We start from the raw sequence: 21294 nt of genomic DNA, 5'->3' as shown, positions 1-21294 counted from the left end.
TGGTCCCTATGTCGGAAAACACCTCCCCCTCATTGCTCTCGCCGACGGTCATCAGGCTTGGCCTCGGGCTATCGGTCGCTCTCGTGATCGTCGCAGGCGGCGCGTTCTACTATGCCTCGCGCCTGTCTCATCGCTCTGCCGCTCAGAATGTCGCAGGCGCGACAACCGTGACCATAGCCGGCCGTGCCTGCGATCCGCAGGAACTGACAGTTCCCGCCGGCCGGCGGACATTCCTTATCGTCAACAAGTCCGATCGCGCTGTGGAATGGGAAATTCTCGACGGCGTGATGGTGGTCGAAGAACGCGAGAACATCGCACCAGGCTTTACCCAGTCGCTCTCTGCCAGGCTCCAGCCCGGCGATTACGAGATCACCTGCGGCCTGCTGTCCAATCCGCGCGGCAAACTGCATGTCACGCCATCGGCCGAGAACGACGCAGCATCGGCAACCTCGACACTGACGGCCTTTATCGGTGCACTTGCGGAATACAAGGTCTATCTCGCTGGCGAGACACGCGAGTTCGTTAGCGCCGTCGGCGCTCTTACGGACGCGATCAAGGCGGGTAATATCGACGATGCCCGCAAGCTCTATGAGCCGGCACGCATTGCCTATTCTCATCTGGCCCCCGTTGCAGGGCCGCTGTCCGATCTTGACGCAGCGATCAATGCGCGCGCCAATGACTATGAAAAGAAAGAGGCCGACCCGGCCTTCGGCGGCCTGCACAGGATCGAGTACGGGCTTTTTGCCCAAAATAGCCTTAACGGCCTCGCTCCAGTCGCCACCAAGCTTTCAGATGATGCCGGGCAACTTGCGGGGCGCATTCACGACCTCAAGGTCATGCCCGACCATATGGTCTCCGGGGCGGCCAGCGCCCTGCAGCGTTTCGCCAGCACGACGGCCGAGGCCGAGGATGATCGCTACGTCCATAGCGACCTTACGTCTCTTGCCGCCACTCTCGACGGCGTTCGTCGTGTTACCGATCTCATGAGGCCGGGCGCAATAAAGACGAGCGCAGCAATTTATCAATCCATCGACAAGCAGTTTGCCGAACTCGATGCCGCCCTTGCCAAGCTGAAATCCGGAGATGGATTTGTCGGCTATGACAGCGTCTCCGACAGCGACAAGGCAGCACTCAAGACCGCGGCCGCAGCGCTCGCCGACGATCTCGGCAAGCTGCGCGATCAACTGGGAGCAAGCTCGTGACGGGGCCCAAGAAAGATACGCGCGGCGGGGGAAACGACTTTTCACCCGCTCGCCGCAAACTGCTTATGAGCGCCGGGATTGGTACGGCAGGGGTAATGGCCGCGGCAGCCACCTGCCCGGCCCACGCCTTTGCCGACAGCGCGACGGCGGAAGGTGTGGTTACGGCTGCCCCACACAGCAACACCCTGTTCCAGATGCAGCCCTTCTACGGCCAGCACCAGCCAGGAGTGGTGACACCGCGTCCGGCGGCCGGGCTTGTGGTGGCATTCGACGTTCTTGCCCAATCGATCGATGATCTGGAGCGGATGTTCAAGACGCTGACCGAACGCACAGCCTTCCTGATGAAGGGCGGCGAACCACCGGAACGCGACCCGAAATTTCCGCCGTCGGATTCGGGCATACTCGGGCCCGTGGTGCCGCCGGACAATCTGACGGTCACGGCGTCGATCGGGGTATCTCTGTTCGATCAGCGCTTCGGACTTGCCGATTTCAAGCCGGCACGTCTGGGTCAGATGACCGGGTTCCCGAATGACGCATTGGAAAAGGATCTTTGCCACGGCGATCTTCTTCTACAGTTCTGCTCCAATACGCCCGATACCAATATCCATGCGCTGCGTGATATCATCCGCACCATGCCGGACTTGCTGATGGTGCGCTGGAAGCAGGAAGGATCTGTGCCGGTGCGCGCACCCGATCCGGGCACGCCGGAGGAAAGCGCCCGCAACTATCTCGGCTTCCGCGACGGTTCCGCCAATCCCGATTCGACAAACCCGCAGTTGATGGACCGCATCGTCTGGGTCCAGCCCGATAGCGGCGAGCCGCAATGGGCGACGCATGGCAGCTATCAGGTGGTGCGCATCATCCGCAACTTCGTCGAGCGCTGGGACCGTACGCCGCTTCAGGAGCAGGAGACGATCATCGGACGTCGCAAGGCGAGCGGCGCTCCGTTTGACGGCAAGACCGAGGCGGACGTGCCGAATTATGCAGGCGATCCAGCCGGCAAAGCAACGCCGATGGACGCCCATATCCGGCTCGCCAACCCGCGCGATGCGGCCTCTGAGGCCAACCTGCTTCTGCGACGCCCGTTCAATTATTCAAACGGTGTCAGCAAGTCCGGCCAACTGGAAATGGGACTGCTGTTCATTGCCTATCAGGCAGATCTCGACAAGGGTTTCATCCACGTGCAGACCCGGCTGAACGGGGAGCCTCTGGAAGAATATATCAAGCCGATCGGCGGCGGCTATTTCTTCGCGCTTCCCGGAGTCAGAGATGAGAGTGATTATCTCGCCAGTGCCCTCCTTACCTCCGCGAGGTCCGCTCATGCACGCGGCTGATAAATACCACCACTGTTCCATCTGAAACACAACAGAGAGATCGCCATGACGACTATCCGTTCCATGCTCCTTACCGCTGCCTCCGCTGCGGCACTCTTTGCCGGCACCAATATTGCAAGTGCTGCGGTCTCCCCGATCGACCTCGTTCAGCCGATCGCCGACTACAAGATCTTCGTGCAGGACAATCTCGACAAGCTCGCCAAGGATACCAAAGCCTTCACCGATGCAATCAAGGCCGGTGACCTGAAGAAGGCAAAGGCGCTCTACGCGCCGACCCGCGTGACCTATGAGAAGATCGAACCGATCGCGGAACTGTTCTCCGATCTCGACGGCTCTATCGATTCACGCGCCGACGATCATGAACAGGCAGAAAAGTCCGATGACTTCACCGGCTTCCATCGGATCGAATACAGCCTTTTCACGGAAAACACGACCAAGGGCCTCGATAAGCTGGCCGACAAGCTTTACGCCGACGTCGTCGAGCTTCAGGGCCGGGTCAAGGGCCTCACGGTTCCGCCTGAAAAGGTGGTCGGCGGCGCCGCTGCGCTGATGGAAGAGGTGGCTGCGACGAAGATCTCCGGCGAGGAGGATCGCTACAGCCATACCGATCTTTGGGATTTCCAGGCCAATGTCGACGGCGCCAAGAAGATCGTAGACCTGCTTGAGCCGTTGGTGCAGAAGGAAAATCCGGATCTTGTCACAAAGATCAACGCCAACTTCAAGACGGTCGACACGATCCTGGCCAAGTACAAGACCGCCCATGGCTACGAGACATACGACAAGCTGAGCGACGACGATCGCAAGGCGCTCGCTGGCCCGGTCAATACGCTTGCAGAGGATCTCTCCACCCTGCGTGGTACACTCGGCTTGAATTAAGTCGAGCCGGACCTCGGATCTATAGAATATGAGAGGCCGCGAGCGTGTCTCGCGGCCTTTTCCCCCCTTAGAGCGGAGGCCGGGCGAGCCACGTTCAAGTCCCCGAGATTTTCTGCTGCTGTAAGCTAATCCTGATCCGCCAACTGATCGACCTCAGTCGGCGCAGTGTCCATCACCGCACGAGGAAGGACAACTTCCTGCAACAGGCCCCTCGGCACCCTGTTGGCAAGAGTGATCCGGCCGCCGAAACGCTCGATGATCTCCTTTGCGATCGCCAGCCCCAGGCCTGCACCCGCTATGGATTTTCTCCTGCCGCCATCGACGCGGAAAAACGGCTCGAAGACCTGCCCCAGCAGCACCTGAGGAATACCGGGGCCTTCATCGACAATCGTGACCACCACGTCATCCGCACGCGTGACGCACGACATCATTGCCCGCTCGCCATGTGTCGCTGCATTGATCACCAGATTGCGGATCGCACGCGTGAGAGCCAAGGGGGAGCCCGAAACGAAGGCGGTGTCGACCTGTGCCAGGGTGACGGCATAACCGAGAGAGTGCAGTTCCGCCGCCACCTGCCCGATCAGCTGGTCCAGCCGGACAGGCCGCGCGTCGACGACCTTCACTTCCTCCCGGACGAGCATCATGGCACTGTCTGCGATCGCATCAAGCTCGTTGAGATCGGCCAGCCATTTGTCCCGCTCACCATCGTCCACGATGAACTCCGCTCTCAGGCGCATGCGGGTCATCGGCGTCCTGAGATCATGACCCGCCGCGGCAACGAGCCTCATTCGACTTTCGATTGCCGACTTGAGGCGAGCAGACATCCGGTTCAACGCATGGGCGGTGGCACGTATCTCGCCCGGTCCCGTCTCCGGGATCGTCGGCAATGCCCCATCGGGTCCGATGCGGGCCACGGCACTCTCGATCAACTCTAGCGGCCTGACGATCTTCGACGCGGCAAAAATCGACACCGCGGCGCTGCCGATCACGATCAATGCAGCCCAGATCGCCAAGGTTATCCAGCCTCCCGGCGGCGGCCCCTGTTCCATCCAGGCCATGACAAGCCAAAGTCCGTCGCTCAGTTCCACCGAGGCCGTCGTCGCCCGGCTTTCCGGATGTCGTGAAATCAGGACCTTCAGGGGGCTGCCCGATCGCGCCAGGACATCCGAAAGTTCATCAGTCATGTGTCTATCGATGTCCCCGATCGCCGGATGGTCGCTGATGGAGGCGCCTTGCGCCACGGCGGCCGGCCGATCGCGCTCTACCAATGCCGCCACCAGACGCAGTTGCGTTGCCTGAGCCTCCAGCCGCCCATTCATCGGAGGGGGGCCAAGAGCTCTACTCGCCGCAAATGTTGCGAGGCCGACGACGGTGATTATGGCCGCGACGAGAAGCAGGACGATACGGTTGCGCAGTCGTGTCATCAGTCACCCGGCAACAGTTTGACGGGAACCGTCAGTTGGTAACCACCATTGCGCACGGTCTTGAAAATCGGACCGTCATCGGTTTCCCCGAGTTTTCGCCGGATGCGGCTCATCAACACATCGATAGACCGGTCAAGTGGATCACGTCCCCGCCCCTGGGTAAGATCAAGCAGCTGATCGCGGGACAGAAGCCTGCCGGGACGTTCGAGAAACACGTGCAACAGGTCGAATTCCGCCCCGGTCAACTCGATGACTTCTCCGGACACCCGCGCGACGCGGCGCTGTTCCGGATCGACCGAAATATCTGCAAAGTAAAAAGAGAAAGGCCCCTGATCTGCCGCCTGCACACGGGTGGACCGCCGCAGGACCGCCTTGATGCGGGCCGTTAGTTCGCGCGGATTAAAGGGCTTTCCAAGATAGTCATCGGCCCCGAGTTCAAGACCGATGATCCGATCGACATCCTCCTTGAGCGCGGTCAACAGGATAACGGGCACCGGTGAGCCGCTGGTCTGCAGATTGCGGCAGATATCGAGGCCGGAACCATCCGGCAACATCACGTCAAGGACGATAAGATCAGGCTTCTCCTTCAGGATCTGACCTTCATATTCCCGGCGATCGGAAGCCACAGAGCATCGATACCCTTGCTGCGTGAGATAGCGCGCAAGCAGATTTCTGATTTCGTCGTCATCGTCGACGACAAGAATATGCTCTGGACTGTTGTTTATGGACATCTGGTGACCTTCGGCCTGCTCCTGCATTCGAGACGAGACTTTCCGAAAGATCGCTTTTGCGGTCGCGTCTTGCACTAACATCATTGATATTCTTCATCCAGCCAAACGGCCTTTTCAGGCATGCAGAAGCCGTTAAATACGGCAGTTTGGTGCCCACCGATATCACCCGCTCCCCGCGGAAACATTCAGTTACAAAAAACCGGCCATCAGAAACCACCGGGACATATTTGGGCGAACGCCAGATACATTGTCCACCTATCTGTCTGTCATCTTATCAATCTAAAGGAAGAGAAGATGACACGCAGCAGGTTCGGTCTGGCCATATTGACAAGCGTTTCCCTGCTACTGGTTGCAAACCCGTCGATCTCCCAGGATCTCAAGCCCGACAGCGCTGGCGAACAGGTGCAGAAGCCGATGCTGCCACCTCAGGGCGATGTTTTCCTTCTCCCTCCAGACGGCCACCCTTTCCCGGATCACCAGCATGAACCGGGCTTTGAGCCAAGGCCACCCTTCGACCCGGCATTGCACCTGGCCAATCAACTGGCCGGTATCGAGACATATGTCGGCATTACCGCGTCGCAGCTTGATGCATGGCGCGGCTATACGTCGGCACTCATCGATTTCGTCGATGCTCGCAAGCTGCCAAGGCTGGCCGATTTCGGCCAAGGTGATGGCACTGGCGGGGCGCAACCGGGCAAGGCACCGCCGCTACAGGCCGAGTTGCTGGCACAACGTTCCATGGCCGAAGCCGAAAGGGCAAAAACGTTGAAAGATGAGGTCGATACGCTGATCGCCACCTTGTCGCCGGAGCAACTTGAAAGGCTGACCAAGGCGGACCGCAGCCTCGACCTGCTCGGTCCCGGACATGGACACGGCCCTGGCCCCTTCGGGCCAATGCGGCCACCACGACTGCCCGACGGCCGCTGATCCTCGCGCTCATGTCCCTATTACGCCCCCCTCGTGGCATGAGCGTTGCAGCACCGTTGGCATTCAGCCGGAAGGCAAGGCCATCTCGCCTTCCGGCTGATCTTCATGAGTTCAGAGCCTTATACGACCCTGCTCACCGGGCCATTGCCATATCAGACACGGCGACTGCGGCTCATTCCCGACTGCGCGCTACCGAACTTGCGCACAAGCGCAAAACAGCACTGCAGCCCAATCGGGTTAGAACGTCGGTGCAGCCGCAAATCCACACATACACCGCCGCCTGCGCAAATACGTGACTGCGCCCTGTGTCGGAGAATTGGTATAAATCTGCAGCAGCCGACCATGCGGGTGGCTACGAGCCTCAGAACCTTCACGTCGATAGCAACATCCGGGATAGCTCCGGATTCGCCAGGTCATCGCGACCTTGATCGCAACCGGCATGACAATGCCGGGCCTTTCAGAATTCTCTTCGCAAGAGATCGTTTTACTCCGTCCACACGCAGCGTGACGAGAGGTAAAACGCGCCTCTCATACCGGCCCCGAATTCAGCGACCACTCCCCCCGTATTTTAGTAGCCGCATGTTACGCTGCCCGCGCGTCCTCCGTGGCGACGATAAGGAGATCATCACGCCTTGCCTGCAACTTGATTTGGCGCTCCCGCCAGATGGTAAAAAGTCCCGCGAGAATGACGAGCACCGCTCCGGTGATTGTCGTCAGCGCAGGCAACTGGCCCATGAAGAAATAACCGACAAGCAATGCCCAGATCATGGTCGTGTACTCGAACGGCGCAAGCAGCGATGCCTGGGCATGACGCAGGCTGAGCGTCACCAGCAACTGAGCCATCCCGCCCGCCAGTCCGGCACCGACCAGCAGCAAAAGCTGCCACGCATCCGGCATTTTCCAGCCGAAGCCGATGGTCGAAAGTCCGATAACCGTCGTCACCAACGAAAAGTATAAGACGATTGCGCCGGGATTTTCCGTCTTGGCCAGGTGACGTATCTGGATGATGGAGAAGGCGGAGAAGAAGGCGGCGGTGAGGCCCAGAATGCCACCGATCAGTGCGGTGTTGGTCGCAGTCGCCACCGGCGCCCCCCAGGACGCATGCGGCGAGAGCATCACGAGCACGCCGATCAACCCGACGCCGACAGCCGTCCAGCGATAAACCCGCACGATTTCCTTCAGCAATATGGCTGCAAGCACGACAGTGAAAAGCGGCGCGGCATAGCTGAGTGCCGTAGCATCGACCAGCGGCAGGTAAATCAGGGCGAGATAGTTGAAGAACATCCCGCCGGTGCCGGAAACGCTGCGGACGATATGGCCACCGATATGTTTGGTGGCGATCTCCTGCCTCAAGCGGCCCTGGACGATCAGCCATATGAAGAGTGGCAGAAAAGCAGCCGCCGAACGGAAGAAGACAACCTCGCCGATCGGGATCTCTCCCTTCAATCCGCTCACGCATGCACCCATGATAACGGTACAGAGCGCAGCACAGATTTTCAGCGTGATGCCTTTGCGGGGGTTCATCCGGCCATTCCTTTCATTGTCGACGAAATGCGTTTCAACATGCCGGCAGGCAAATGCAAACCGGAAACCCCCGGTCATAGAAACTTGCTCTGACCCCATCGCGGCAATTCACATGCTAGCTAGCAAATGGGCGCCTACCTCCGCTTGTTGTGACACTCGACCGCGCGGACCGGATGACCTGAAAACAAGGGAACGAATATGGATCTGGACAAGATCAGCAGACTTATCGAATTTGTCGGCTCGTCGCGCGTGTCGGAATTGAGCGTGAGCGAGGGTGGCGTCACCGTCCGGATTATCAGGCAGAGTACAGGTGCTTCCGAAGCGTCGCTCGCCAAGGCAGCCACCCCCGTCGAGCATTCCACAGCAGCCGACCCCGGCCCACCGCAAGCTGCCATCAATGTCGAGCGACAGGTAGCCGGGTCTGCGACGATTACCGCACCGTCCTACGGCCTGTTTCACCGCTCCCCTAGCCCAGGCGCCAAGCCTTTCGTTGAGGTCGGAGACGTCATCGTTGAAGGGCAGGATCTGTTCATCATCGAGGCAATGAAGGTTTTCAACACGGTCAAGGCCGATCGCAGCGGCCGCGTAACAAACATCCTTGCCGATGACGGGCAGGATGTCGAACTCGACCAGGTCATCCTGGAGATCGCCTGATGGATGTTACCTCGGCAAAGACGGTAGCAGGCAATCCTGCCGTATTCGATAGTGTGCTGATCGCCAATCGGGGCGAGATTGCATTGCGGATCCAGAGAGCCTGTCGCGAGCTCGGTCTGAAAACGGTGATGGTTCATTCCACCGCGGACAGCAATGCGGATTACCTGAAGTCCGCCGATCTTTCCGTCTGCATAGGTCCGGCCTCGCCCGGGCAGAGCTATATCAACAAATCGGCGATCCTGCTTGCCGCCAAGTTGACAGGCGCCGGCGCGATCCATCCGGGCTACGGTTTCCTGTCGGAAAATGCCGGCTTCGCCCAAGCCGTCGAGGACATGGGACTGGTATTCATCGGCCCGCCAGCCGAAGCCATCCGCACGATGGGCGACAAGATTGCCGCCAAGCGTGCCATGCTGGCGGCCGGCGTACCTTGCGTTCCAGGACCGGATACGGCGCTGCCGGATGACACGGCGGAAATTGCGAGAATTGCGGAGGAGATCGGCTACCCGGTTATCGTCAAGGCCGCTGGCGGCGGCGGCGGCCGAGGCATGCGTGTCGTTCATGATGCCGCCTCGCTGGCGGACGCGGTTCTCGTGACGCGTGAGGAGGCAAGACGTGCCTTTGGAACACCGGAACTCTACGTCGAGAAATTTCTTCAGCACCCGCGTCATGTGGAAATTCAGGTTCTCAGCGATGGCTTCGGCAATGCCGTCTCGGTCGGGCTTCGAGATTGCTCCCTGCAGCGCCGCCACCAGAAGGTCGTCGAGGAAGCACCCGCGATCGCGATCCCGGATGCCATTGCACGCTCCGTGTCAGAGCGCTGCGCAGATGCCTGCCGACAGATCGGATATCGCGGCGTTGGCACGTTCGAGTTCCTTTACGAGAACGGCGAATTCTACTTCATCGAGATGAATACCCGTCTTCAGGTCGAGCACCCCGTCACGGAGATGACCTCCGGCATCGATCTAGTGCGCCAGCAATTGCTTGTCGCTTTGGGTCATCGGCTGGAATTCGACCAGGCGGATATTACCTGCTCAGGCCATTCCTTCGAATGCCGTATCAATGCCGAGGATCCCTATACGTTCCTCCCGTCACCCGGCCTGATCACCGCCATGGCATTGCCAGGTGGTCCGGGCGTGCGTGTCGATACACATGTCAGCGCCGGCTATCGCGTTTCGCCGCACTACGATTCCCTGATCGCCAAGCTGATCGTCCATGGCGCCGATCGCCCGCAGGCCCTGCAGCGGATGCGGCGGGCGCTGAGTGAATTCAGTATCGCCGGCGTTTCCACCAACCTGCCTCTGCATCGTGAGATTTTCGAGGATCCTGCCTTCATCGCCGGTGGGCCAGACATTCACCACCTCGAGACGTGGTTTTCCGCTCGGAGCAAGCAATGAGCCGAAGAACAGTGTCCATATCCGCCTACAGCGATCCGAAGGTGATCGCAGCCTTAGCCGATCAACTGCAACGATGTGGCGTTCGCACCGTCGAGATCACGGCCCCGGATGGTGAGGTGAGGATCGTTGCCGATCTGGTGCCGGGTGCTGTCGTTGCGCAGGACCTGCCGCGGCCTGTCACGACGCAAAGCGCTGAAATTCCACTTGCCGTGGCGCCGATTGCCGGCACATTTCTCCGCGGCCACCCATCACGCCTCGATGACGCGGCCGATCGCGACCGTCCAGTGAAGAAAGGCGATCGCGCCGGGTTCATTCAGGTCGGCCCGATCCTCGTGCCGGTAATCTGCAAGGCAGAAGGCGAAACGGGGCCCGAACAGCCGGAAAGCGGCAGCTTCGTCGGTTACGGTTCGGTTCTCCTCCAGGCAAAATCTTAGGTGTCGATCATGGCCAATGCACCTCTCAAGGCCCCCAGCATTTCCCCCGACGCCAGCGAAAGCCCGCGTATATCGATGATCGGCAACCGGAGCTTTCTTCTGGAAGCTCCCGGCGAGCTCGATCTTCCGGCGCAGCGGCATATATGGGCTGTGGCCCGTGCGCTGAAGGAATGGGAGACCGTGCAAGAGATCATTCCCGGCATGACCAATCTTCTGGTGATCCTCAACAGTACACCGGATGACGCCGTAGAAGTCGAACGGCAGATCCTCGAGGCCTGGCACTCGTCCACCGGCCTCGATCTGCTCGGCAAGACGATCGAAGTGCCGATGACCTATGGCGGCGAACATGCCATCGACCTGCCTGCGATCTGCGACTATTCGGGCCTTTCCGACAAGGAAGTCGTGCGCATTCATGCCGAGCGAACCTATACCGTATTCGCCGTCGGCAGCGCTCCCGGCTTCGGCTATCTCGGGGGGCTTGACCCACGGATCTTCATGCCGCGCAAAAAGGTCCCTTCGCTGCGTATGCTGAAGGGGATGGTGACGATCGGCGGAATGCAGACCGGAATTTCCGTGCTGACAGGACCGAATGGCTGGAACTCGCTCGGTTTTGCCGACATCACCATGTTCGATGCCATGGCCGCTTCTCCGGCACTTCTGTCTCCCGGTGACAGGATCCGGTTCATTGCCGAAAGGATCGAACTGTGATCCACATTCTCGCGACAGGACCTCTCAACACGGTACAGGATCTCGGCCGCATCGGCTTCCGCAATATCGGCGTGACCATGAGCGGCGCCATGGATCCGTTGTCCGTCCGGCTCGGCAACATCCTGCTCGGCAATGCCGAAAATGCCGCTGCAATCGAAGTCCAGACCTTCCCCTTCAAGCTGGTCTTCCAGCGCAAGCAGGCCTTTGCTGTTACCGGCGCCGATTGCAAGGCCACCCTCGATGGACGGCCAATGCCGCCATGGTGGGCCATGGAGGCCAATGAGGGGCAGGTCCTGGAACTTTCCACCCCGATAGACAGGGCGCGGGCCTATGTCTGCCTTGCGGGCGGCATCGATGTACCTATGGTGATGGGCTCCCGCAGCACGTCCCTGCGCGGCGCATTCGGCGGTGTCGATGGGCGCCCGCTGACTGTCGGCGATCAATTGACCTGTGCTGCCGGAGAGACGTTTCTTCCGACCGGCGGGCTCGGCATCTTGCCTCCGACGGAGGCCATGCGTGATCTTTTCCCGACGGCTGATGACGGTAGCCTCATCGTGCGCGCTATTCCCGCCGCCGAACACGATCTCTATGGCGAGGATGCGGATCGCTTCTGGACCCAGGCATGGAAGATCAGCTCACAAAGCGACCGCACGGGCTATCGCCTCTCCGGCCAGCCGATCCAGCCGGTCAAGCCGATCGAAATGCGCTCGCACGGCGTCATTCCAGGGGTCGTGCAGGTTCCACCCGGCGGTGAACCGATCATCCAGATGAGCGAGGCAAATACGGCAGGTGGCTATCCGAAGATCGCCGGCATTCTCGACGTCGATCTCTGGCGCGTCGGCCAAGCCCGTATCGGCAGCCGTCTGCGTTTCGAGAAAGCGACCGTCCAGACGGCGATCGAGATCGAGAAGGCGCTTGCCGCTTATCTCATTGAATGCCGGCAAACGCTGCCGCTGGTCAAGTCCGCCATGAAGGGGCTCGCATAGTTCTAGAAGTTTGGGGCGTTTCCCGTGCCGTTTCGCACCGGGATAGCTCCTCAGTGTCATTGAGAAGAACGAGGGAAACCGTGAAGATCGATCTCAACTCCGACATGGGCGAAGGCTTTGGCGTCTATAAGGTCTGTGAAGACGAAAAGCTGATGGAAGTGGTTTCATCCGCCAACGTTGCCTGTGGCTTTCATGCGGGCGATCCGGAAATGATGGCGCGCATGGTGCGCCTTGCCAAGAAGAACGGCGTCGGCGTCGGCGCTCATCCCGGCCTGTCAGACCGGCTCGGCTTCGGCCGTCGGGAAATACCGGTCAGCGACGACGAGATGGAAGCCCAGGTGCTCTACCAGCTCGGCGCACTTACTGCGGTTGCCAGGGCCCAGGATGTGGAGCTCTCGCATTTCAGCTTCCACGCCGCGATGGGCAACATGATCAACCGCAACCCGGCACTTGCCGAGCGGATCATGAAGAAGGTAAAGGCCGTCGACCCGTCGCTCATCATCTTCTCCATGTCCGGCATGGCGATCGAGGATGCGGCACACAGCTGCGGCCTGAAGGTGCTCAATATCTTCCTTGCAGACCGAGCGCTTGATGCCAAGGGCCAGCTCGTGCCCCGTGGCCTGCCGGGCGCTGTCGTCAAGGATGAAGCGAGCGTGCGCGCCCGCGTACGGCAGTTCATCGAACAGGGTACAGTGACGACGATCGACGGCGAGACACTGAAAGTGTCGGCGCGCTCCATTCTCGTCCATAGCGATACGCCCGGCTCCTATGAGCTTGCGTGCACCATCCGCAGCGAAATCGAAGCCTGCGGCCACACGGTTGCTCCGGCACGCGAAGTGCTGGCCTGATCCACCCACCATTCTCTGGCCAGATTGAGCCCGCACCAGGAAACATGATCCCGATGCGGGCTTTTCATATCCGGTTGGCGGCAGATGCCGCTCAAGGCCCCGCAGTCCGGTTCACATGCGAAGAAAGGCCCCGGAACACTGCGCTCCGGGGCCTTTCTTCATGCATTCATAAATCGATCAGTTGATCTGGATGACATGGTTGCTATCGGTGTGCCAGCTGACCTTGACGCGGTCACCGGCAATGCTTGCCTCGCTGCCGAAGCCTTCCGTCTGAGTCTGGCGATAGGCGATGACCTGGTCGCCGTTTGCCAGACGCAGGTAATAGTGCAGCATGAAGCCGCGATAGACGACCTGCTCGACAGTAGCCAGCGCGCTGTTGGCCGACAGATCTTCCGACGAGCCGGAGAACGGCAGTACGGATACCGCTTCCGGACGGACCGTTACCATCACCTTGTCACCCTTGACCGACCCCATGTTATCGACGTCCAGCAAGATGCCCGAAGCCGTCGACAGCCGCGCCGACTGGCCTTCGCGGCGTTGGACGGAGGCTTCGAAGAAGTTGGAGGCACCGATGAAGCCGGCGACGAACTGTGTTGCCGGCTTCTGGTAGATTTCTCCAGCCGTGGCGATCTGTTCGAGATTGCCGGCCCGCATGACCGCGATCTGATCAGCCATGGTCAGTGCCTCGTCCTGATCGTGGGTCACCATGATCGTCGTCAGGCCGAGGCGCTGCTGAAGGCTGCGGATTTCGACCTGCATGCTTTCGCGCAGCCCCTTGTCCAGGGCACCGAGCGGCTCATCGAGCAGCAGCATCGAAGGCTCGATGACAAGCGCCCGCGCCAGTGCGACGCGCTGCTGCTGGCCACCGGAAAGCTGTGCCGGCAAACGATCACCGAAATGCAGGAGTTGGACGAGATCGAGCGCCTGCTTCACGCGGGTCTCGCGCTCCGCCTTACCGACACCACGCATTTCCAGCCCGAAGGCCACGTTTTCCGCCACGGTCATGTGCGGGAACAGGGCATAGTTCTGGAACAGCATGCCAACATTGCGGCGATGAACGGGAGTATTGGTCGTCGGCTTGCCGCCGACGACGATTTCGCCCGACGTCGGGTCGACCAAACCTGCGACCATGCGCAGGCATGTGGTCTTCCCGCATCCGCTTGGACCGAGCAGTGCCAGTATCTCGCCTGCCTTGACGGTCAGGGAGACATTATCGACTGCGACCACCTGGCCGCTGTAATGCTTGGTCAGGTTCTCCAAGCGGACTTCGACGGACTTCATGCCTGTTTTCCTTAACCGTTGAACGTCTGATTGTACTTCTCAAGCCATGCGGCACGACGGGGAATGATGTATTTCCAGTCCGGCGTGAACAGGTTGAGGGACTCCATCTTCTTCTCGGGATATGCCAGGAACTTGGCTGTGCCTTCGTCGAATTCGATGCCGCTGACCGACGGTGCGCTGAGCGTTGCTTCCGCCAGCATCTTCTGAACAGCGGGATCGAGCAGGCGATTGATATAGGCGAGCGCCAGATCCTTGTGCGGCCCGCCCTTTACGAGGGCAATCGCATTGATACCGGTGAAAGCGCCTTCCTTGGGGAAGCACATGTCCAACGGAATGCCGCGCTTAGTGTGCGGATAGACGGCCTTGGAATATTCAATGCCACCGAAGTCGGCCTGGCCCTGCGCAACCATCATCGTCTGCGCCTCGGCGTCATAGATCGACAGCACGTTCGGCTTCAGATCGGCGAGCTTGGCCCAGCCGGCATCGGTGTCGTACTGTGCGTCCTTCAGTGGCTTGCCGGTGGCAAGTGCCGCAGCCACCTGAAGCATCAGTACGCTCTGGGTGTTTTTCGGCGTGTTGAGCAGCATGCGGCGGGCATATTTCTTGTCAAAGATCTGCTCGTAGCTTTCGAACGGCTTGCCCGTGGTCGGATTGTAGAACAGGCCGGCGATCGAGATCGCGAAGCCGACGCCGTAATTGTCTTCGAAAAAGTAGCGCGAATAGACATTCTTGGCATTCGGGATCTGGTCGATCGGCATCTGCTCGATCAAGCCTTCTTCCTTTGCCTGCGGTACGCCAACGTCATCCATCGACATGACGCTATATTGCGGGTTGTCCTTGGTGGCGCGTAGCGTCGCGATGTTGGCGAGCGTAGCACCTTCCGTCGTCAGCACTCGGCACTTGTATTCCTTTTCGAAGGCAGGAATCACTTCTTTCTTGATCAGGCCGCCCTGCGCCGAGTTGTAAACGCCGACATACATCGTGCGATCCTGCGCCGAAGCAGCAGTATAGAAATAGGGCGTTGCCAGCGCGCCGCCTGCAACCGTGAGAAATGTACGGCGCTTCAGGTTGATCGGTGTTTTTGTCATTTCGGAACCCCTTTTGTTGTTAAGTCACATAGCCATGGCGCGGCGGAGGCCAACGAGCCGATCGAGAACCAGCACAACGGCAACAGCCAACAGGATGATGATGGTCGACATCGTAGCGACAGACGGATCGAAGACCGTACCGATCTGTCGATAGAGGACGATCGGAACCGGGAGGTTGGCGGAATCTGCCAACCACATCGAGACTGGATAGTTGTCGAACGACACCATGAAGCAGAATATGGAGCCGGATGCCACGCCCGGGGCGATCTGCGGGAAGATGACCCGCCGGAACGTCTGCCAGCGTGTAGCGCCGAGCGTCCGGGCCGCCTCTTCGAGGCTTGCGTTGACGAGTTGCATGCTCGTCATCACGGTACGCACGACATAAGGCGACGTCACCACCGTATGGGCGATCAGCAGTTTCAGCTTAGTATCGAGCCAGCCGTAACCGGAGAACAACTGCAGCAGCGACAGGCCGGTGACCAGCACGGGGAAAATCAGCGGCGACAGGAGCAGCCCGCGGGCCACCCCGCGACCGAGGAACTGGCCACGGGCCAGCGCAAAGGCTGCCGGAACACCAAGCAGCACGGACAGGATGGTGGTCGCCACTGCCAACACGGTGCTGAAGATCAATGCCGAGGTGAATTCGTCATTTTGGAGAACCGCAGCATACCACTTGAAGGTGAAGCCTTGCGGCGGGAACGTGACGAAATAGCTGTCGGAAAATGAAATCACGATCACCAGGATGATCGGCGCCAGGATGAAGATCATCATGGCAGCGGTGATGGCGTAGAGGACAGCAGCAGGCATGCCGGTGAGTTTATTGTTCATTTCGCACCTACCTTCATGCGACGACCGCCGAGCAGTTTCGTCGAGAGGGCATTGATCAGGATGACGATGGCCACGAGGATTGCGGCAATGGTTGCGCCAAACGGCCAGTCGTAGACTGCAAGCACCTGCTGTTCGACCATGTTACCCAGCATCTGGGAGCCCGGGCCGCCGATCAGGGCAGGGATGACATATGAGGCGGATGCGAGGGAGAAGACCAGTGTGAAACCCGCGACAAGTCCGGGAACGCTAAGCGGGAACGTAATGCGGACGAAGACTTTCCAGGCCGGCGCGCCAAGCGTACGTGCCGCCTGCTGTAGATTGGGATCGATCTTGCCAAGTGCCGATGCAAGCGGCAGGACCATCATCGGAAAGAAGATATGGATCGATCCGACAATGACGGCCGTGTCAGAAAAGAGCAGAGAAAGCGGACTATCGACCAGTCCCAAATGCATCAGCACATAGTTGAGCAGGCCCGTCGGTCCATTGCCCAGAATAAGCTGCCAGCCATAGGCCCGAACAACGACGCTGACGGCCAGTGGTGCGATCACGATCAGAGTGATGATCCGCGTCAGCGTGATATTGCCGCGAACGAGAACCGTCGCGACGGGGTAAGCAAGAATCGCACTCAGGACCGCAGTGATCACGCTGATGCGGATCGTCGCCCACAGCACCTTCCGGTACAGATCGACTTCGAAGAAGTGGATATAGTGAGCCAGAGTGAGTGGAGCGCCGATCACACCCTGCGCATTCTGGGTCATGAAGCTGAAGCTCATTAACCGTATGGCGGGAATGAAGAAGAACAGGATAAGAAACGCGAGCAGCGGCAGGATGAGAATGCCGGGCGTAAAGACCCGCTTCTCGATCGCCTTCCAGACGGAGTTGTTGCGGCTCGCCGCTTGATTTCCATCCATGATCGAAACGTCCGACATCTAGTCTCCGTTGCTATGGCGGGCAAGCATCATGGCTGATCGCGATATCATCACGATCACCAAGGGGCACTCGCCGGCACTCTAGTTATTCACGCCCGGTCTGACTGATTGGCTGTTTGCCGAATGGTCCAGCCTCGGGCAAATCGGGCCAAACCTGTCGTTCCCACTTGTTGTTGCAATGACCTTATGGGCTCTCATACCGCAGTGCATAATATTTTCTTCGTCTGTGGTCATTGTCTAAGCTTATGGAGTTTCCGCCTATCTTTTGGGCATTCTATCAGAATCGCGTATGAGGCCACAAGAAACAGGTATTGGAGAAATCGCGTCGAATGCCCGTAATTTGTCCGCAAGCCTTACCGGCTCATTTGCACAAAGGACAAACGGGAACATGGAATCCAATTACAAGACTGCACTCGTCACCGGCGCGTCCAGTGGTATCGGCGCGGAAATCGTCCGCCGCCTTACGAAGGACGGCCTGCAAGTGCACGCGCTCGCACGCGACCTGTCGCGCCTGACGGCGCTGCAAGAGGAGACGGGTTGCGTCATCCATGCCATGAGCGTCGACGACCTTGAAGGGCTCACTGCGCTTTCGGAAAAACTCCCCGTAGACGTGCTCGTCAACAATGCCGGCCAAAGCCGCAAGGGCGACATTCTCAACACGACCGCGGAAGACGTCGATGCCCTGATCGACATCAATCTCAAGGCAGTGCTGCACATGACGCGTCTCTTCGCGCCGGGAATGGTCGAACGCGACCGCGGCCATATCGTCAATATCAGCTCGATTGCCGGTCACTATGCGTTCCCTGGCGGCAACACAGCCTACCACGCGTCCAAGGCTGGCGTGCATTCGCTGTCGCAGCAAATGCGTGTCCATCTCTACGGCACCAATGTCCGAGTCACCGAAATTTCGCCTGCCCGCACCGAAACCGAAGTTTTCGGACGTCTTCTGGGCAACATGGAAGAGGCACAGCGTCGCTTCTTCGATGAGTATGAATCGCTGAAGCCCTGCGATATCGCCGATTCCATTTCCTTCGTCGTCAACGCACCGCAGCGCATGAACGTCTCTTTCATGGAAATTCTGCCGACGAAGCAGGTGCTCGGCGGCCTCAACTTCGCCAAGCGCACTGCGTGACCGGCCACGCCTCGACACCCGACACGCAAAGCCAATCTGAAGGTCAATTCATGCCCGCTATCGCCCAGCGCCTCAATAACGTCTCCGTCTCCGCCTCGGTCATCATGACTCAGAAGGCACGCGACCTCGCAGCCCAAGGCATCAAGGTCATCGGTCTGTCTTCCGGCGAGCCGGACTTCGCGACACCCGCCCATGCCGTGGAGGCTGCCCATGCCGCCGCCCTTGCCGGCGATACCAAGTACCCGCCAGTCGATGGCACACCTGCCCTGAAGGCTGCCATCCAGCGCAAGTTCAAGCGCGACAACAATCTCGATTACGACCCGAGCCAGATCCTCGTTGCGGGCGGTGGCAAGCAGATCATTTTCAACGCCATCATGGCCACATGCGATCCCGGCGACGAGGTGGTCATCCCCTCCCCATCCTGGATCAGCTACGCCGACATCGTGAAATTTTCGGGTGCGGTTCCCGTCGCCGTCAACTGCCCGCAGAACAACGGCTTCAAGTTGAGGGCGGAAGATCTCGAGGCGGTGATCACCCCGAAGACCAAATGGCTTCTGTTGAACTTCCCCAACAACCCGACGGGTGCAGCCTGCTCGCGTGCGGAAATGGCGGAAATCGCCAAGGTCATGATGCGACATCCGCATGTGTGGATCATGACGGATGATATGTATGAGCATCTGATCTACGACGACTTCGAATTCTGCACCATCGCGGAGGTCGAACCGGCGCTCTATGATCGGGTGCTCACGGTCAATGGCGCGTCGAAGGCCTATGCGATGACCGGCTGGCGCCTCGGTTTCTGCGGCGGCCCGAAGGATCTCATCAAGGCAGTCAGCAACGTCAACACTCAGAACAGTGGCGGTGTCGCAACCGTCGTCCAGGCGGCAGGCGTTGCCGTGCTTGACGGGCCGCAGGACCTGTTGAAAGAACGGGCCGCGATCTACAAGAGTCGCCGCGATTTCGTTCTCGATCGCCTGGCGGAAATCAACGGCATCCAGGCCCATCGGCCGGAAGGCGCTTTCTACATTTTCCCCAACATTGCCGGGCTGATCGGCAAGACGACCAAGGGCGGCCGGAAGATCGAGACGGATACCGATTTTGTGCTTGGTCTTGTCGAAGAGCAGCATGTCGTCACCGTCCAGGGGGCAGCCTATGGAATGAGCCCGTTCTTCCGCCTCTCCTATGCCACAAGCATGGAAAACCTGGCAGAGGGCTGCGCCCGCATCGCCGATTACTGCAACGGCATGAAGTGAGGTCAAAATGCTCGACACGACAAATCGCGTCATCATGGTATCCGGTGCATCGCGGGGCCTCGGCCTCGCGATTGCCAACCGCCTGACAGCTGCGGGTTTTATCGTTGCGGCAGGAGTTCGCAACACGGCATCCCTCGAACCAAGCGACAGGCTGTCAGTACATCGCTATGACGCGGAAGAGGCTGGTAGCGGTGAAGCATGGGTCTCCGCTGTTGCTTCACAACATGGCCGCATAGACGCGCTGATCAATTGCGCGGGCATCAATCCGCGCGTACGGGTGATGGATGAGGGCGAGGATGATCTCGACCGGATGTGGCGGGTCAACGTGAAGGGGCCGCTCAGAGTCACCCGCGCCGCTTTGCCGCATCTTATTTCCTCCGGCCAGGGCCGCGTCATCAACGTTGCATCGCTTGCCGGGCGTCGTGTCGGCTCCAATGTCGGCTATGCCATGACGAAGTTTGCCGTCGTAGCTCTGACCCATGGGGTGCGGCAAGAGTGCTGGGACAAGGGCGTGCGGGCCACGGCGCTTTGCCCCGGCTACATCGCCACCGACATGACAGCCGGCGAAACGGAGGTCACTCGTGAAGATATGACGCAGCCGGAGGATCTTGCCGAGATGGTGGAGGTATTGCTGCGGCTGCCGAACAACCTGTCGGTCGCCGAATTGCTGATCAATTGCCGTAAGGAAGCAATGCTCTGACCAAAGTGGTGGCCGCAGCTATTGAAGTGTCGCGGCCACTTCAAGCAAGAGATCCCTGATCGCCAATGCGGGCTCGGACAGGGGAGCGCTATCGGAGAGACACAGAGACAGTGTCTCTTCTATCACCGGGCTGTTGATCGGCCGTACGACGATCTCCTGGCTCGCTTCGGCGACAATCCGCTCAGCCACGGCCTTCGGCATGATCGTCGCGCCGAGGCCTGCGTCGACGGCACGGGCGATCGTCTTGACTGCCTCCAGTTCGGCGACCACCGTCAGTTCCGTGCGGCTGCGAGTGAACGCAAGATCGATGGCGCGGCGGACGAAATTGTAGGCGGGCGGCAGGATAAACGGCAGCGGCGCCAATTCCGCCACTGTTATGGCCGAGACCTCGGGTTTTATCCCGAAGCTGGAATGCGCGACCAGGAAAAACTCCTCCCGCGACAGGCGCTCAAACTTGACCCCGCGGATCGGGCCGACGCCATGGATGAGCGCCATTTCCAGGCGCCCATTCATGATCATCTGGCTATAGGGCTGGCTTACACTTTCGGTAATGTGAAGCAATATCCCAGGATAGCGTACCTTGGCCAGCGACAGCAACGGCAGCGCGAGCGTGCTGGCGCTACTGAACGGCGCAAGGCCGACCGAGACCCGGCCGGAGAGATTTGCGCCGGCTTCAAGCGCTTCAGCCTGTGCCTGTTCCATCTGCCTTAGAATAACCTGGGCATGACGGTAGACGACCTTGCCGGCATCGGTCAGGACGACACCTTGCTGACTTCTGGTCAGAAGCTTCTGACGAAAATGCTCCTCAAGGCTTGCGAGTTGCTGGCTAAGCGCCGGCTGAGCAATATGCAGCATATCGGCAGCACGGGTGATGCTGCCCATGTCGACGATGGTAATGAATGACCGGAGGCGTCTAATATCCATGCGTCTGAAGGCTCGTAAAATCGAACTGCGATCATGCCATAGAAGACATATTGCACAAAAGCGTCAAGCACTTGTCGGATGGTCTCTCAGACGCCCCACCTTCATTCGGGCTCGACT

At 59.6% G+C, this 21294-nt stretch carries 21 protein-coding genes; 13 read left to right on the top strand and 8 right to left on the bottom strand.

Features of this window, described 5'->3' with window-relative positions:
- The first annotated feature begins 8 nt into the window (after positions 1–8).
- The 3 genes from efeO (NCHU2750_RS22230) (at position 9) to efeO (NCHU2750_RS22220) (ending at position 3412) form a co-directional block, all read left to right on the top strand.
- The gene (gene efeO / locus NCHU2750_RS22230) at positions 9–1202 is read left to right on the top strand and encodes an iron uptake system protein EfeO (protein WP_119943942.1); all 1194 of its coding nucleotides are present in this window, start codon (positions 9–11) and stop codon (positions 1200–1202) included.
- Between the two features lie 65 nt (positions 1203–1267).
- A complete protein-coding gene (gene efeB, locus NCHU2750_RS22225) occupies positions 1268–2536 on the top strand; it encodes an iron uptake transporter deferrochelatase/peroxidase subunit (RefSeq protein ID WP_119943941.1) in 1269 nt (422 codons plus the stop codon).
- Positions 2537–2599: 63 nt separating this feature from the next.
- Positions 2600–3412 (top strand): iron uptake system protein EfeO, encoded by an 813-nt coding sequence (gene efeO / locus NCHU2750_RS22220; RefSeq protein ID WP_119944326.1) that lies wholly within the window; start codon positions 2600–2602, stop codon positions 3410–3412.
- A 125-nt stretch (positions 3413–3537) separates the two neighbouring features.
- On the opposite strand, the gene NCHU2750_RS22215 is transcribed toward efeO (NCHU2750_RS22220), so the two are convergent.
- Together NCHU2750_RS22215 and NCHU2750_RS22210 are read right to left on the bottom strand one after the other, a co-directional pair.
- Entirely contained in the window at positions 3538–4836 is a 1299-nt protein-coding gene (locus NCHU2750_RS22215) for an ATP-binding protein (RefSeq protein ID WP_119943940.1), read from the bottom strand.
- Complete coding sequence (locus NCHU2750_RS22210; protein WP_119943939.1) at positions 4836–5594, bottom strand: response regulator; 759 nt, start codon at positions 5592–5594, stop codon at positions 4836–4838. Before NCHU2750_RS22210 ends, NCHU2750_RS22215 begins: the two co-directional genes overlap by 1 nt.
- 267 nt (positions 5595–5861) lie before the next feature.
- Between NCHU2750_RS22210 and NCHU2750_RS22205 the strand changes: the two genes are divergently transcribed.
- Positions 5862–6494 (top strand): hypothetical protein, encoded by a 633-nt coding sequence (locus NCHU2750_RS22205; RefSeq protein WP_119943938.1) that lies wholly within the window; start codon positions 5862–5864, stop codon positions 6492–6494.
- Between the two features lie 582 nt (positions 6495–7076).
- On the opposite strand, the gene NCHU2750_RS22200 is transcribed toward NCHU2750_RS22205, so the two are convergent.
- Positions 7077–8018 carry a DMT family transporter gene (locus tag NCHU2750_RS22200; RefSeq protein ID WP_119944325.1) on the bottom strand — a complete coding sequence of 314 codons (942 nt, stop codon included), beginning with the start codon at positions 8016–8018 and terminating at the stop codon, positions 7077–7079.
- Between the two features lie 198 nt (positions 8019–8216).
- On the opposite strand from NCHU2750_RS22200, the gene accB reads away from it, so the two are divergent.
- The 6 genes from accB to NCHU2750_RS22170 all read left to right on the top strand — a co-directional run bounded on the left by accB (position 8217) and on the right by NCHU2750_RS22170 (position 13042).
- Positions 8217–8672: an acetyl-CoA carboxylase biotin carboxyl carrier protein gene (accB, locus tag NCHU2750_RS22195; RefSeq protein ID WP_119943937.1), complete on the top strand. Its 456-nt coding sequence runs from the start codon at positions 8217–8219 to the stop codon at positions 8670–8672.
- Positions 8672–10066, top strand: coding sequence for an acetyl-CoA carboxylase biotin carboxylase subunit (accC, locus tag NCHU2750_RS22190; protein ID WP_119943936.1), 1395 nt, complete (start codon positions 8672–8674; stop codon positions 10064–10066). Before accB ends, accC begins: the two co-directional genes overlap by 1 nt.
- Positions 10063–10500: a hypothetical protein gene (locus NCHU2750_RS22185; protein ID WP_119943935.1), complete on the top strand. Its 438-nt coding sequence runs from the start codon at positions 10063–10065 to the stop codon at positions 10498–10500. Before accC ends, NCHU2750_RS22185 begins: the two co-directional genes overlap by 4 nt.
- Positions 10501–10509: 9 nt before the next feature.
- Entirely contained in the window at positions 10510–11208 is a 699-nt protein-coding gene (gene pxpB, locus NCHU2750_RS22180; protein WP_119944324.1) for a 5-oxoprolinase subunit PxpB, read from the top strand.
- Positions 11205–12194, top strand: a complete 990-nt coding sequence (locus NCHU2750_RS22175; protein WP_119943934.1) for a 5-oxoprolinase subunit C family protein — start codon at positions 11205–11207, stop codon at positions 12192–12194. Before pxpB ends, NCHU2750_RS22175 begins: the two co-directional genes overlap by 4 nt.
- Positions 12195–12274: 80 nt before the next feature.
- Complete coding sequence (locus NCHU2750_RS22170) at positions 12275–13042, top strand: LamB/YcsF family protein (RefSeq protein WP_119943933.1); 768 nt, start codon at positions 12275–12277, stop codon at positions 13040–13042.
- 177 nt (positions 13043–13219) lie between these two features.
- Here the strand turns inward: NCHU2750_RS22170 and NCHU2750_RS22165 are convergent, their stop codons facing one another.
- From NCHU2750_RS22165 to NCHU2750_RS22150, 4 genes are read right to left on the bottom strand one after another with little or no spacing between them, the layout of a single operon-like run.
- Positions 13220–14323, bottom strand: a complete 1104-nt coding sequence (locus tag NCHU2750_RS22165) for an ABC transporter ATP-binding protein (RefSeq protein WP_119943932.1) — start codon at positions 14321–14323, stop codon at positions 13220–13222.
- An 11-nt stretch (positions 14324–14334) separates the two neighbouring features.
- Positions 14335–15411 (bottom strand): ABC transporter substrate-binding protein, encoded by a 1077-nt coding sequence (locus tag NCHU2750_RS22160; protein ID WP_119943931.1) that lies wholly within the window; start codon positions 15409–15411, stop codon positions 14335–14337.
- Between the two features lie 24 nt (positions 15412–15435).
- On the bottom strand, positions 15436–16239 hold the full coding sequence (locus tag NCHU2750_RS22155; RefSeq protein ID WP_119943930.1) for an ABC transporter permease: 804 nt from the start codon (positions 16237–16239) through the stop codon (positions 15436–15438).
- On the bottom strand, positions 16236–17168 hold the full coding sequence (locus tag NCHU2750_RS22150) for an ABC transporter permease (protein ID WP_119943929.1): 933 nt from the start codon (positions 17166–17168) through the stop codon (positions 16236–16238). Before NCHU2750_RS22150 ends, NCHU2750_RS22155 begins: the two co-directional genes overlap by 4 nt.
- Before the next feature lie 388 nt (positions 17169–17556).
- On the opposite strand from NCHU2750_RS22150, the gene NCHU2750_RS22145 reads away from it, so the two are divergent.
- From NCHU2750_RS22145 to NCHU2750_RS22135, 3 genes are read left to right on the top strand one after another with little or no spacing between them, the layout of a single operon-like run.
- A complete protein-coding gene (locus NCHU2750_RS22145) occupies positions 17557–18300 on the top strand; it encodes an SDR family oxidoreductase (protein ID WP_119943928.1) in 744 nt (247 codons plus the stop codon).
- Between the two features lie 50 nt (positions 18301–18350).
- Positions 18351–19553 carry a pyridoxal phosphate-dependent aminotransferase gene (locus tag NCHU2750_RS22140; protein ID WP_119943927.1) on the top strand — a complete coding sequence of 401 codons (1203 nt, stop codon included), beginning with the start codon at positions 18351–18353 and terminating at the stop codon, positions 19551–19553.
- Between the two features lie 7 nt (positions 19554–19560).
- Entirely contained in the window at positions 19561–20253 is a 693-nt protein-coding gene (locus NCHU2750_RS22135) for an SDR family NAD(P)-dependent oxidoreductase (protein WP_119943926.1), read from the top strand.
- Between the two features lie 18 nt (positions 20254–20271).
- On the opposite strand, the gene nac is transcribed toward NCHU2750_RS22135, so the two are convergent.
- Positions 20272–21177, bottom strand: coding sequence for a nitrogen assimilation transcriptional regulator NAC (gene nac / locus NCHU2750_RS22130; RefSeq protein WP_119943925.1), 906 nt, complete (start codon positions 21175–21177; stop codon positions 20272–20274).
- Between the last annotated feature and the right edge of the window lie 117 nt (positions 21178–21294).

Origin of the sequence: Neorhizobium sp. NCHU2750 (assembly GCF_003597675.1) — a bacterium.
Lineage (GTDB): Bacteria > Pseudomonadota > Alphaproteobacteria > Rhizobiales > Rhizobiaceae > Neorhizobium.
Note: the sequence above shows the minus strand (reverse complement) of the source record. Positions and strands in the feature narration are given on the sequence as shown.

Bases quoted from the DNA above. Each gene is read 5' to 3' on its own strand.
- efeO (WP_119943942.1), top strand. From the start codon at position 9: ATGTCGGAAAACACCTCCCCCTCATTGCTCTCGCCGACGGTCATCAGG.
- efeB (WP_119943941.1), top strand. From the start codon at position 1,268: ATGAGCGCCGGGATTGGTACGGCAGGGGTAATGGCCGCGGCAGCCACC.
- efeO (WP_119944326.1), top strand. From the start codon at position 2,600: ATGCTCCTTACCGCTGCCTCCGCTGCGGCACTCTTTGCCGGCACCAAT.
- NCHU2750_RS22215 (WP_119943940.1), bottom strand. From the start codon at position 4,836: ATGACACGACTGCGCAACCGTATCGTCCTGCTTCTCGTCGCGGCCATA.
- NCHU2750_RS22210 (WP_119943939.1), bottom strand. From the start codon at position 5,594: ATGCAGGAGCAGGCCGAAGGTCACCAGATGTCCATAAACAACAGTCCA.
- NCHU2750_RS22205 (WP_119943938.1), top strand. From the start codon at position 5,862: ATGACACGCAGCAGGTTCGGTCTGGCCATATTGACAAGCGTTTCCCTG.
- NCHU2750_RS22200 (WP_119944325.1), bottom strand. From the start codon at position 8,018: ATGAACCCCCGCAAAGGCATCACGCTGAAAATCTGTGCTGCGCTCTGT.
- accB (WP_119943937.1), top strand. From the start codon at position 8,217: ATGGATCTGGACAAGATCAGCAGACTTATCGAATTTGTCGGCTCGTCG.
- accC (WP_119943936.1), top strand. From the start codon at position 8,672: ATGGATGTTACCTCGGCAAAGACGGTAGCAGGCAATCCTGCCGTATTC.
- NCHU2750_RS22185 (WP_119943935.1), top strand. From the start codon at position 10,063: ATGAGCCGAAGAACAGTGTCCATATCCGCCTACAGCGATCCGAAGGTG.
- pxpB (WP_119944324.1), top strand. From the start codon at position 10,510: ATGGCCAATGCACCTCTCAAGGCCCCCAGCATTTCCCCCGACGCCAGC.
- NCHU2750_RS22165 (WP_119943932.1), bottom strand. From the start codon at position 14,323: ATGAAGTCCGTCGAAGTCCGCTTGGAGAACCTGACCAAGCATTACAGC.
- NCHU2750_RS22160 (WP_119943931.1), bottom strand. From the start codon at position 15,411: ATGACAAAAACACCGATCAACCTGAAGCGCCGTACATTTCTCACGGTT.
- NCHU2750_RS22155 (WP_119943930.1), bottom strand. From the start codon at position 16,239: ATGAACAATAAACTCACCGGCATGCCTGCTGCTGTCCTCTACGCCATC.
- NCHU2750_RS22150 (WP_119943929.1), bottom strand. From the start codon at position 17,168: ATGTCGGACGTTTCGATCATGGATGGAAATCAAGCGGCGAGCCGCAAC.
- NCHU2750_RS22145 (WP_119943928.1), top strand. From the start codon at position 17,557: ATGGAATCCAATTACAAGACTGCACTCGTCACCGGCGCGTCCAGTGGT.
- NCHU2750_RS22140 (WP_119943927.1), top strand. From the start codon at position 18,351: ATGCCCGCTATCGCCCAGCGCCTCAATAACGTCTCCGTCTCCGCCTCG.
- NCHU2750_RS22135 (WP_119943926.1), top strand. From the start codon at position 19,561: ATGCTCGACACGACAAATCGCGTCATCATGGTATCCGGTGCATCGCGG.
- nac (WP_119943925.1), bottom strand. From the start codon at position 21,177: ATGGATATTAGACGCCTCCGGTCATTCATTACCATCGTCGACATGGGC.